At 34.6% G+C, this 12187-nt stretch carries 6 protein-coding genes; all 6 read right to left on the reverse strand.

Going from position 1 to position 12187, the window contains the following annotated elements:
- Positions 1-3: 3 nt before the first annotated feature.
- Positions 4-1731 carry a RagB/SusD family nutrient uptake outer membrane protein gene (locus tag EM308_RS13290; protein WP_035635049.1) on the reverse strand — a complete coding sequence of 576 codons (1728 nt, stop codon included), beginning with the start codon at positions 1729-1731 and terminating at the stop codon, positions 4-6.
- A gap of 21 nt (positions 1732-1752) precedes the next feature.
- Positions 1753-4941 (reverse strand): SusC/RagA family TonB-linked outer membrane protein, encoded by a 3189-nt coding sequence (locus EM308_RS13295; RefSeq protein ID WP_051877676.1) that lies wholly within the window; start codon positions 4939-4941, stop codon positions 1753-1755.
- Positions 4942-6060: 1119 nt separating this feature from the next.
- Positions 6061-7593, reverse strand: coding sequence for a sulfatase family protein (locus EM308_RS13305; RefSeq protein ID WP_035635051.1), 1533 nt, complete (start codon positions 7591-7593; stop codon positions 6061-6063).
- Between the two features lie 218 nt (positions 7594-7811).
- Entirely contained in the window at positions 7812-9587 is a 1776-nt protein-coding gene (locus EM308_RS13310; RefSeq protein ID WP_035635054.1) for a DUF4955 domain-containing protein, read from the reverse strand.
- Positions 9584-10837 carry a glycoside hydrolase family 88 protein gene (locus tag EM308_RS13315; RefSeq protein ID WP_070261859.1) on the reverse strand — a complete coding sequence of 418 codons (1254 nt, stop codon included), beginning with the start codon at positions 10835-10837 and terminating at the stop codon, positions 9584-9586. Before EM308_RS13315 ends, EM308_RS13310 begins: the two co-directional genes overlap by 4 nt.
- 447 nt (positions 10838-11284) lie before the next feature.
- Positions 11285-11869, reverse strand: coding sequence for a CBM96 family carbohydrate-binding protein (locus EM308_RS13325; protein WP_157503411.1), 585 nt, complete (start codon positions 11867-11869; stop codon positions 11285-11287).
- Positions 11870-12187 lie beyond the last annotated feature (318 nt).

Consider the following 12187-nt stretch of genomic DNA (forward strand, 5'->3'; position numbering starts at 1 on the left):
ATTTTACCAACCCGGGTTTTGGTCAGCTGGAGTTATCAACTTATTAGACAACATTTCTACTGAAGGAATAGGGAACAATAAGTTCTTTTGGGTAGTACTTTGCCCTCCGACTCTACCGTATCGGGTATCAGAAACTATCACAGGTGGCGCAGGTGCAGGTGGGTTAGCTGCAGGACTTGCTGCTATTTCATTCCCTACAGCATTCATAACAGTAACATAACCTAAACCTTTCCAACGAATCAAATCCAATCTTCTTAATCCTTCAAAACACAATTCACGCATACGCTCGTCTTCAATAGCTTGTTGCTGAAAAGCAGCTTTACTTAAACCTGATGGCAAATCAGCAACCAAACTTGGTGTACCAATTGGCAAGCCATATCCTCTTCTTCGTACTTGGTTCACATATTCAAGAGCAGTTGCAGTTGGACCATTATTCACCTGATTTTGTGCTTCAGCATACATCAAGAGTACATCAGCATATCTCAATACAGGGAAATTAATACCGCTTTGGTTTTTATCTTTAGGATTAATGGCTTCGTATTCTCTTTTCCATTTCGCAGCATCTCTACCATATTGAACATTCTTGCCAATGGCAGTTTTGGTTGCGACATTAGTAGTATTGTTGATAGCCCATGTGTAAGTGGCCAAATTCCAATCACGACGCAAATCTCTACCAGCAGCATCATAGCTATTGAATAATCTATGTGTTGCTTTTACGAATCCATAACAATATCCAATAGTATTCATAAGAGGCGAACCATTTGCAGGCGTAAAAGTAATTCCAATCTGACTTCCTAAGCCTCCAAGTTCAAAGTACCCATCAGCACGATTCCCTTTAAATTCAACTTCCCACATACACTCTTTTGTGTCATATTTATCTAGTGCTGGATTAATAAATATTTGACGGTAAGCATTATTAGAATTTGCAGGAACAGTTGGAATAGTCTGATTAAAACTGTTAAAAGCAGGATTAGTATCGAAAGTTACATTCAAAGCATGCTCACCAGAATCGATTACTTTTTTAGACCAAACTAAAGATTCAGCATATTTTGAAGTATCATTTAGAGGATAACCCGCCATGTACAAACATACTCTTGCCAAAATCCCATCAACTACCGTTTTTGAAACACGGCCCGGAAATCCAATAGCCGATGAAGTAGCCACTTTGCCTTCGGCCTCCTTCATGTCATTCAATATTTGCTCGTAAACCTGAGCTTTTGGAGTTCTAGCCATGCTAATTCCAACAGGACTTGTCGTTGGAGTCAATCTCAAAGGCACATCACCAAAATGAGTTACCAAAAGGAAATAATAATAACCTCTTAAGAACTTAGCTTCTCCCAATATTTGTTGGCGTTTTGTTTCATCAATTGTTGCCACATTAATATTGGCAATCAAATCATTGGCTCTTTCAATTCCTTTGTAAAGGTCGGTCCAATAATTGGCAATATTTGGATCCGTGAAATTATAAAGATTTACAACTAAACCTGTTGCAGTATTACGACCGTAAAAACTCTCATCTGATTGTACTTCATAGGTAGTGTTTATTAAGTTACCATAAACATTACTTGAACCCAGTATATCATAAACCCCTGCTAAAACCTGAGTCAAACCGGCTTCATCTGTATAATACTGCTCCAATCCAACTTTATCAATCGGCTTTTCATCCAAAAAACTCTCACATGAACTTGTGCTCATAGCAATCAAGCCCAATATTATATATATCTTTTTCATTATGAATGTAATTTAAGGTTATTAAAATGTAATATTCGTTCCAAAAGCAATTGTACGTGCACGAGGATAAGGCGAATAATCAAATCCCGGTGTTAGAGCTGTTCTGTTAGTATTAACCTCTGGATCAGGCCCAGTATATTTTGTCCAGGTATATAAATTTTGTCCCGAAACAAAGAATCTCATTGATTTTAGGTGCCATTTGGTAACCAATTTTTGATCTACATTGTATCCTAAAGCAAGCGTTTTGAATCTTAAATAAGAACCATCCTCCACAGTGTAACTTGAATATCCACCAGCAGATCCAATATAACCTCTAACACGTGGAATATCTGAATTTGGATTTTCAGGACTCCAACGGTCTGCGAAATTGGCGAAAAGGTTTTTATTTATTCCAGCTCCTGCAGCATCAAAGATTACACGGTTACCATTTAGAATGTCATTACCATAAGACCATTGGAAGAAAACGTTCAAATCAAAGTTTTTGTAAGTGAAATTGTTACTGAAACCTCCAGTATGTTTTGGCTGACCATTTCCAATTACGGTATAATCTAATTTGTCTATAGTTAAATCCCCGTTTTGATCTTGATATTTAACATCCCCAGGTCTGATACTTGCCCTTGTATTTCCATTACCAGCGATACCAGTTTTTAACACGTAAGGATCAGCTGTAGTACCACTACCTGTAAAATCTTCATTTTTGTAAGTCCCTAAAGACTGTAAACCATACATTAGTCCTATAGGCTCTCCTACTCTTGCAATATAACCAGAGGTATTTACATCAAAGTTATTAATAGTACTTTCCATATAATCCTGTCCCTCATTTAAAGCCAATAATTTATTTTTATTGAACGCAATATTGGCGCTGGTACTCCATGTAAAATCCTTGGTAACAATGTTTCTAGTGTTCAATGTCAATTCCAATCCTTTATTTTCTATACTACCAACGTTTTTAAATGCTGTAGTAAATCCAGAAGAATTTGGAATTTGTGTTTTCAATAACAAATCGTTCGTCGTTTTTTTATAAACATCTGCAGCAAAAGAAATTCTTTGGTCAAAGAAACCTAAATCAAGTCCAATATCCATTGCCTCTGTAGTTTCCCATTTCAACTCAGAATTTCCAAGTGTATTAGGAATAACTCCATCCATATATACACCATTGAAAGCATAGGAATTTGATATTGGATTGAAGTAAGTAGTAAGATAATCATAAGGTCCTACACGGTTGTTACCGGTTTGTCCGTAACTCGCACGCAATTTACCATCAGATAAAACTTTATTGTTTTTCAAGAAATTTTCTTCTTTGAATTTCCAGGCAATCGCTCCCGATGGGAAATATCCCCAATGATTTTCAGTAGGAAATTTAGAAGATCCATCCGCTCTCATCGAAGCTGTAATCATGTACTTTGAACCATAGTTATAATTAACCCTAGCCAGAAATGAAGCCATTGTCCACTCAGTATTGGTAGGAATTACTCTTTGAGGTACCCCTAGTCCAATTCCCATACCGTCAAACATCAAACTCTCATCTTTCAATTGATACTCAGAATAACCATTGAACCAGTCTTTTCTTTGTTGGGCAGTAAACCCTCCTAAAGCAACAATTTTTGATTTACCATAGGTTTTATCCCAAGTAATAGTGTTTTCATTCAACCAGTTACTGTAATTGGTATTACCAATGATTCCCTGAACCCCATTAACACTTCCTTTACGTCCTCTAGACGTTTGGGAATTATAGAATTCATCTCTTTCAGATCTATTTTCATTGATTCCAAAAGTAGATCTCAATTTCAGATTTTTAGCCAATAAATACTCTACATAACCATTAAATCCAAAGTTTTTTACTTCGGTTACGTCGTAAGTATTTTCAAGAGCAGCAATCGGATTAACTCTGTAATCAGAAGCGTTGGTTATACTAGGATCAACAAATTCTTCTTCAATATTATAAGTTTCAGAAGGCACTGGTCGTGTTCCCCAAACAGATGCAAAAACATTGGAAGTTGTCGCTCCGGCAAAATCTCCTTTTGTTGGATCTAATCCGGTTTGTTTCAAGAAGCTATAATTGGTATTAATACCTACTTTTAACTTATCAGTAATACTATAATCAAGATTTAAGCGCCCTTGATATCTTTTATAATTGGAATTCAACACAACACCATCCTGATCTACCATAGAAAGAGAAACAGCATATTTAAACTTATCTGTTCCACCTCTCACTGCAAAATCATTGTTTTTATACATTGCAGTACGAGTAATTAAATCCTGCCAATCAACTGGCTTAACTGTCTTGTAATAGTCTAATGTTCTTCCTGGTCCAGTAAGATAAAGCTCAGTCGGTGTTTTTGGCGATCCAACTGGAGCAGCAAGTGTAGGATCAACTTCTATTTGATATTTCACATAGTTGTAAGGATCCATCACCTCTACTCTGGATATTGAATTTTGAACTCCTGTAGTAGAGTTAAAAGTAAATACTGGTTTACCCTTTTTACCTCTTTTAGTCTGGATTACGATAACCCCATTGGCTCCACGAGCTCCGTAAATGGCCGTAGCCGAAGCATCTTTCAAGATATCGATAGACTCAATATCCGCAGGGTTGATTACGTTATTGTTAGGGTCTTCAATCAAGAAACCATCAATAACATATAATGGACTGTTAGCTTGTGTAAGCGAGTTATTACCACGAATTACGATATCAACACCAGATCCTGGTCTACCGTCTGACGAAGTTACCTGAACCCCGGCAACACGACCAGCCAAAGCATCGTCAAAAGAACGAATCGGAGCTTTGTTGATATCTGCCATTGATACACTTCCAACAGAACCTGTCAAATCTTTTCTTTTAACTGTTCCGTATCCAATTACAACAATCTCTTCCAAGTTACTTGTTGTAGAATGTAACCCTACATCAATGCTACTTCTGTCTCCTACTGTAATTGTAGCTGTTTCATAACTAATATAAGAAAAAACCAACTGATCTTTTGAAGTGGCTTTAATTTTATATTGACCTGTAAAATCAGTCATTGTTGCTTCCTTCGTTCCTTTTACCGATACTGTAACACCCGGTAATGGCTCTTTCTTTTCATCATGTACAGTACCAGAAATCATTTTGCCCTGTGCCTGCGCAAAAGTTGGTACAATTGTCATAAAAATACCAACAAGGAAAAGTCTGAAGACCTTAGTAAAAAGTTGGTATTTCGAGTTCAAATTTTTCATAATCATTTATTTTAGTTCTTAGTTAATGCTTTAAATCTGTTTTTGGAAAATAGTTGGTTGTTTTTACATAAATTAATTTTTGATTCATTTTTTATTTTTTATTTTTTCTAATTGAGAAAACCTTTTTTTGAATAAGATGTTTTTTTAAACCTCTTTTTTTATGTTATTAATAATTTATTTCAACCGAAAACGTTTTCTTCAAAAGATAATTTCAAATGTACTTTGGAGTATCTGGTTAAAAGGTTAAATTCTTCCTTTTGAAGGGGAAAATATTCCTTTTTCTCTTATTCTACAATGTATCGAGCTTTTTTTTAATCTAGCCGTAACCATTTAGTAAGATTAATTTACTATGATCTGTTTTCTAGTAGGAACTTTCAATGTTTTTAATAATTGAGTAGTCATGAATTTATTTTTCCATATTTTTATTTCTGCTAATTTTTTCTTCTCTTTTGGGTCTTTTCTTAAATTGAAAACCAAAAGAATATACAATTCATATTTTCCAATCGTAGGTGTTCGGAAAATACAATAGGGATTTTGTCTTTCTTTAACCAAATATGTGTATAAACCTAAGTTCGATTAATACGCCATAAAACTTATTTACAAATAAATCATGTCACTTGATGTTCCTGCAAGGTATCCACTAAATAATAAACTATTAAATAATCGAACTCAGGTTATAAGTGAGGATCATGTAAAAAGAATTGTGCCCAAAAGGTATTAGATGAAATTTTTATTGCTGTTTTCTTAAGTATTGCATACGCGTGAGTGCAATGTCATTAAGTTAAGGATAAAAACCATCGTTTTGTCATTCCGAGGCACGAGGAATCTCACTAGAGACTCACGTTATGTGATTTGCTTCGCCTGTTCGCTGTCGCTCGAGTCTCCTCCGTCGAAATGACATAAAAAAAGCTTAACTTAATGACATTGCGCGTGAGTGATGGGAGCAAGTTACCAAAGTAACGCGTACAGCACGACAGCATTAGGGAAAGGGGGCGAGTATACGTTACTATGTGATGCCCCCTTTTCCTAATGGTGGCACGCCCAAATTATTTTTGAAGTAATAATTTGCTATTCCTATTTGTCTTTTCGACATAGGATTACAATAAATCAGCCGAATGTTTATTTATTTGTAGGAGTTTCTATTATTTGTGCCAATTGGGCAGCCATAGCTTTAACTTTTTCAGGATTTTTTTCTGCCAAATTATTTTCTTCTTTTGGGTCTTTACTTAAATCGTAAAGTTGTGGAGTTTGCTGTAATCCAGATTTTACATCTTTATTGACCAACCAATCGGGAGTTGGTCTGGTTTGAGGTGCAATGTATTTCCAATTCCCATCTCTGATAGCCATCGTAAAAGCTTCCTCAAGCATATTTGTACGGCCTTTTTTATTTTTACCCAATAGAACGTCAAGCATATCAAAACTATCGACGGCGGTTTCCTTATTTTTGATTTTTACACCAATTAATTTAGCAAATGAAGCAAAAAAATCTACCTGACTAAGTAATGCCTGACTTTTGGCTGGCTTTATTTTACCTGGCCAATAAACAATTGTCGGTACGCGGGTTCCTGCTTCATAAGCGCTATACTTTCCGCCTTTGAAACTTCCTCCAGGATGGTGTGAACCAGCATTTGCAATCGACTTATCAGCATACCCATCATCCAAAATAGGTCCATTGTCACTACTAAAAACGATTATAGTATTATCCGTCAGGTTAAGTTCCTTCAGTTTTTTGACAATCTGACCTGTAACCCAATCCATTTGAACAATAGCATCGCCACGTGGTCCCATCTTTGTAGCGCCTACAAATTTTTGGTTTGGCGCTCTGGGAACATGAATATCTGGCAAAGCAAAATACAGGAAAAACGGTTTGTCTTTGTGGATTGTAATAAAATCAGTGGCCTTTTTAGTCAATATATTAGGAAATTCTTCATCTTTCCAGTAAGCCTTATGACCACCACTCATAAACCCTATTCGGCTTATTCCATCCACTATTGTTCCGCTGTGCTGGGCATCGGCAGTCATTTTTAAAATCTCTCCATCTTCCAAGCCAATAGGATCTGTTCCTATTCGCTCATTATAACTCACTTTTATCGGATCATTTGGATCTAGATTGACTACATTGTGATTTTCAACAAATACTGTAGGAACCCTGTCTGGTGTTGCGGGTATTAGGTAACTGTAATCAAATCCTATCTCTAATGGGCCTGGCTTAATAATTCCGTTCCAATTTGGACTACCATCCCCTAACCCCAAATGCCACTTACCCACTACAGCTGTAGCATACCCCCCTTTTTTAAACATATCGGCAATGGTTTCTTGTTTTGGATTGATAATTAAAAGAGCGTCTCCAGGCAAAATGGCCGCATTATTTCTAAAGGCATAATTACCCGTAAGCAAAGAATACCTTGATGGTGTACAGGTTGCTGCTGTACAATGTGCATCTGTAAATTGAATTCCCGCGGTGGCCAATGAATCAACATTTGGTGTCTTAACAGCTGTGGCTCCGTAACAACTTAAATCTCCGTAACCCAAATCATCAACATAAATAAATATTACATTGGGCTTTTTTGCAGCTTCATTTACTTTTTTTGGAGAACAAGACACCAACAGAAGTATGAAAAATGAATAATAAAAAAACGATGTTGTCTTCATGATAGTTGGTATTTTGTTATAAAAAAGGCTTCCATTTGCCTATAAAAATTAAATTTTAATGCTTAAACCGAGATTCCGTAAACAGGAAAAAATTTCACGAAGATGTTCAGAGTAAACACAAAGATTCCCAAAGAAAAAATACTTCGTGAATCCTTGTGAATACTTCGGGTTTCTTTGCGAAATAAAGCCTAACTCATATTCAGGTAATAAACCAAAAGTTATTTAGTTACTTTATTCAGCCTCATTTTCAATTGGGCATCATATAAAGACAGTGGATAAACTTTTCCTTTATTAAAATTTTCAGTATAAATCCACTCGTCATTAGTATCTGCTTGGTTTCCATTAATGGTTACCTCAAATTGAGGTTGGTAAACTCCTGCCAAAATACTTTTGGGATACATTTGATGGCTTAAATTATCTTTAACCAAACCTTTTACTGGAGACTGCCAGCTATAAAACATCTCCGAATCTTTATCATTAAAATCGGCTAGCTCTACATTCCACCAAGTATTAAAATTTGCAGTATGAGGCAAATTATTTGGCGCCCCGCCTCCACTGATTTTATTTAGTCCTTTGATATTTTCAAATAAATTTTCTGCGGGTGGCGAAAATCTTCTGTCACTGAAGCCATGAAAATCAAACAAACCTGGTTTTCCGCTGACAGCCTTATAATCAACATTCCTAAAAACATTGCCATAAGCATTTCCCTCTCCGCTTAATACATGTGTAAAATTGTTTTTGAAATTCAGGTTTTGAATTAAATTGTCGCAGGCATGGCTGTAAATTTTAACTCCACTATGACCATCAAAACCTAAAAATTCCGCTCCATCAACAGTAACATTCCTGCTGTCTAACAAATAAATCGGACTAGTAAAATTTTCCAAAGTCACATTCTTAATCCAACCATTTGCCACTCTGCAAAAATTTATGGCATTCCAGCCGTAATCCATCTCTTGGCCTTGGTATTTTCCTCCTCCTTCACAACCGTGATGGCAATAATAACCAGCCCAACCCGATTTTAAGTAAATATTTTCGATACCAATTTCGCTAAGCATTTCAGCCTTTGCCACGACAGGTTTATATTTTAGATCAAAATCTCTTCTCAGAGGCTGTTTTAATGTAATTTTATTTTTATTTATGCTCTCAATTTGAACCAGCCATTGGTAAGAAGGCGCGCTACTTGGACCTGCACTTTTTGCAGATGCTTCAAAATCATAAAATGCTGTAATAGGACTGATGATACTTTTAATCAATGTTCCTGTTTCGTCGCTATTGTATAAGCCCAACAAAACATAATCATTAGCAGATAAATGTTCTGAACTTTTTAACCACAACGTTCTATCTCCTTTTTTGGCGTTTTTAATGAATTGAGTCAAAATCTTTGCTTCTTGAATTTCTCCATTTACTACCCCAGCATTGGTCGAAATAACTTCTGAATTGTTCGTTGCATTTTTAGGATAATCTATACCCCAAAAACTTTCTGTACGCTGCAATTTGGTGGCAGTTTGAATTAAAGCCGGAGATAACCAAGGGCTTACATCATCTTGTGTTAATGGATAACCATCAAAAAAAACAGTTCCATTGCTACTGTTTTCCTCACCTCGCAACACTACGTTACTATGATTTATTTGCAAAAATTGCTTTTCTCTTGGGTTCATATTAAAATAATAAACCCCTTTTGGAAAATACAAAACACCTCCACCATCAGCGCCAACTTTATCTATAAGTTGTTGCACTTCTTTGGTTTGGTCTTTCATGGTATTTGTTTTAATACCAAACTTGGTTACGTCTATTACGTTTTTAGTAATATTAGGAACTGGTTGTTCCCCATACCGATATCCTGCATACGAAAAATCAGGTAAATCACATTTCTTACTGTCTTTTTTAAAGGCTGTATAAATGGCAGCTTCTTGTTGCGAAAAGCATTGAAAGCTTATCACAACAAGAAACATACAAACCAACATCTTATTTATATTTTCTTTTTTCACTTTCATAAGGAAATTTCATTTTCTATTTTTTTATATCGCAACAATGCTTCCAAATAATAATAATCGGCATAGTTCAATGGTACGTCAATCTCGTTATTATGAGGCAAACTGCCTACTGAGTGCTTTATTAGAAAATTATTATTTGTTTTTGGAATCGCCAAATAAGCACTACTGCTCAATGACTCAATTATTTCAATCGCATCTGCTTTATATTTTTTTCCTGTTTCTTTTGGCAAATAAGTACTTATTTCTAAAAGTGCCGATGCAACAACTGCTGCTGCCGAAGCATCTCGCGGAATAGGATTACTGTATTTTTCTTTATTGTAATTCCACAGCGGTGTGTAACCTTCCTGATTAACATTAAAATCCCACAACGGAATTTTGTCATTTGGCAGTCTTTTGTTATTCAAAAAGAAATCAGCCAATTTGGTAGCCGTATCCAGATATTTTTTGTCTTTTGTTTCTCTGTACATTATGGTAAAACCATAAATTGCCCAAGCCTGTCCTCTTGCCCAAGTAGAATTATTAGAAAACCCCTGACAAGTTTCTCTATTTAAAACTGCTCCAGTTTTTTCATCATAATTCACAACGTGATAAGTGCTATAATCAGGTCTTATGTGATTTTTCATAGTAGCATTCGCATGCGATACCGCTATATTATAATAAGTAGGATCACCTGTTTCTTTGGAAGCCCAGAAAAGCAATTCCAGATTCATCATATTATCAATAATTACAGGGTATTTCCAAAGCGTCTTTCCATCCCAGGACATGCGTTGATCCCATGATTCTATACATTTTGTAACAGGACTATATCTGCTTGCCAATGATTTTGCAGATTGTATCAAGATATCACGGTAAGCTTTATTACCTGTCAAACGGTATCCATTACCATAACTGCAATACATCATAAAACCCAAATCATGAGTACCTTTATTAAATTGGTTATCCTTTAAAGATTCTGTCCATTTAGTCGCAACATCTTTCCATTTTGGATCTTTGGTATATTCATAAACATACCATAAATCACCTGCCCAAAAACCACAAGTCCAATCTTTCAAATCGGTGCTTTTTAAGCTTCCGTCATTGGCCGATGTGCGTGGATAAAGGTCATAATTTGATTGATCATTAATCATATCAGTGTACATGATTTCGGCACGTTTGAAACTTTCTTTGATTAATAAATCGGCCGAATTATCTGTACTAGTAAAAGCCAGAAGTAAAAAAGCACAGGGTATGATCTTTCTTAAAACACTCATATTTTTTTATTATTTATATTGTAAATCTTTTACTGATAGAACTATTTTATTTTTACCACAGGAAAATCTTTTTTTTACGTGGGTAAAAACTGTATTTAAAAAACAGCCAACACTCAAAACCCTGCTGTTACTGTTTTCAAAATTGCGGTTATTATTATTTTAAACAGATTAAATTTTTCCTTAATAAGTGTAAATTTTTCCTTTTATTTATTTTTTTGATTTTCCATACATCATTCAAAGTATTAAACAAGAAAAACTTAGCTTCTACATCTGTTTTATTTTTGCAAAAAAAATATCACTACACTATTTTATATTCCATTAAAAAAAAACAATATTGTAAGGTTACCGTTGAAAAAAAACAAAAAAAAGCCTGCAAAATACTTTTTCATTTTACAGGCGATTTCAGATTTAATTGACTAAACTAAAACTAAAAATTAATTGACTTATCTATTCTATAATTAAAAAGCAATCTTTTCCAATAGAAGCACCGGTTGAAACCGAAATATTATTGGCCAAAGCAAGTGAAATAGTTCTCTTTTTCGAATCTTTTATCAATTCATTTATACCATCGACATCTAATTTTATTTTTACCCATTCAAATGTTTTATCATCTATTGATTGATTGAGTTGAGCAGAACCTAAAACATTACCCAATTTTGGAGCATTATTAAATGTAATACTTTGAGAACTCCATTTACTATTGGGAACACCTTGTATATCCAAATCAAATTTTGAATCCGGAAACACTTTATCTTTAAAAACTTTTATTCTAATATCAAACTCAACTGATTTTGCACTCTCAAAACCTTGAGGAAGTTTAAATTTCATAAAAGTAATTCTTGAGTATTTGGTATTTCCTTTAGAATTAAAAACCAATAACGCATCTGGTTTTGTTACTCCTAATGCTTCAAGGGATGTTTCGCCTCCTTGTATAAAAGCGCATTCAGTTGCTATAATTTTTTCACTTTGAGCATTCGCAGACATAACTGTCAAAAAACATAAAACAAAAAATCTCAATACTTTTTTTTTCATAACATTTTTTTTAATTTTTTTAGGGCTATACTTTTAGATTAATAGGTTAATTTTCCTTAGCTGTATTCCATGCTAAGTTATTACTCCAAAATTGCTATTTATAACAAAATAAAAGGGGTAAATTTATCCTTAATAAGAGTAAAAACTTCCTTTTTAGTAGCGTTCTTAACATTACATATTTGGAGAGTAACAAGATAAAATAACTAAATTTATCTTATTTTAAAGGATTATTATTTTCAGACTAATAAAATTTCTATTAATTTTGACCCATATCTACAATCGTGATTGATGATATATTTTTCCCCACCTTTACATTTT

This window comes from Flavobacterium gilvum (assembly GCF_001761465.1).
GTDB lineage: Bacteria > Bacteroidota > Bacteroidia > Flavobacteriales > Flavobacteriaceae > Flavobacterium > Flavobacterium gilvum.